Source organism: Stenotrophomonas terrae (genome assembly GCF_001431465.1).
In the GTDB taxonomy this organism is placed as follows: Bacteria; Pseudomonadota; Gammaproteobacteria; order Xanthomonadales; family Xanthomonadaceae; genus Stenotrophomonas; species Stenotrophomonas terrae.
Window position 1 is genome coordinate 1 of record NZ_LDJJ01000124.1, and the last position, 907, is coordinate 907.

Below are 907 nucleotides of genomic sequence, written 5' to 3' on the forward strand. Positions count from 1 at the left end.
GGTGACCACCCGCAGCCCGGTCGCCGAACGCGGGAACGAGAGCGAGACGGTGGGTCTGGAGCGGCACGGCCACGTACTGCAGAAAGTGCGGCGGCGCGAGCTGGTAAGCAAGGCCGATTTCGCCAAGGCGATGCGCGACGCCGGCTGCGACGAAGTTGATGAAGTAGACCTGGCACTGCTGGAAACCAACGGCCACATCACCATCATCCTCAAGAAAGCGCAGCGGTAGTGCCGAGCATGGCTCGGCACTACCGCTGCGCTTTCTTGAGGATGATGGTGATGTGGCCGTTGGTTTCCAGCAGTGCCAGGTCTACTTCATCAACTTCGTCGCAGCCGGCGTCGCGCATCGCCTTGGCGAAATCGGCCTTGCTTACCAGCTCGCGCCGCAGCACTTTCTGCAGTACGTGGCCGTGCCGCGCCAGCACCACCGGCTCGCCCTCGATCACCCGTTCGGCGACCGGGCTGCGGGTGGTGATCCAGCCAACAAAGTAATTCAGCGCGATCAACGTGGCTGCCAACAACAAGCCGCCGCCCAGCGAGGTGTCCTGCCCCAGCAAGGCGTTCTGCACGGCGTTGCCCAGCAGCACCAGCAACAGCATGTCGAAGGGTGTGAACTGCCCCAGCGTGCGCTTGCCGGCAACCCGCACCATCAGCAGCACCACCACGTAGACGATCACCGCGCGCAGCACGAACTCCCACCAAGGCATGGCAAGCGCAAATAGATCCGACATGACGCCCTCCCGCGTTCCCAGGCGACCATCGTCGATCACCGTGGATAAAGATGATGCGAGAACGCTGGCGCCAACATCGCACGCGGCAAGGTTTTGTTTCGCCCAAAAAGAAGCCCCGCCGACCAGGGGGGGGTCGACGGGGCCTGTCCCTTAGACACATCTGACGCTGCCGACGA

At 63.4% G+C, this 907-nt stretch carries 2 protein-coding genes; one reads left to right on the forward strand and one right to left on the reverse strand.

The window, feature by feature from the left end; all coding sequences use genetic code 11:
* A partial coding sequence (locus ABB27_RS19000) for a YetF domain-containing protein (protein WP_152984702.1) occupies window positions 1–229 on the forward strand: 229 nt, incomplete at its 5' end.
* Window positions 230–248: 19 nt separating this feature from the next.
* On the opposite strand, the gene ABB27_RS19005 is transcribed toward ABB27_RS19000, so the two are convergent.
* Entirely contained in the window at window positions 249–731 is a 483-nt protein-coding gene (locus ABB27_RS19005) for a DUF421 domain-containing protein (protein WP_057630880.1), read from the reverse strand.
* Window positions 732–907 lie beyond the last annotated feature (176 nt).

Bases quoted from the DNA above. Each gene is read 5' to 3' on its own strand.
- ABB27_RS19005 (WP_057630880.1), bottom strand. From the start codon at position 731: ATGTCGGATCTATTTGCGCTTGCCATGCCTTGGTGGGAGTTCGTGCTG.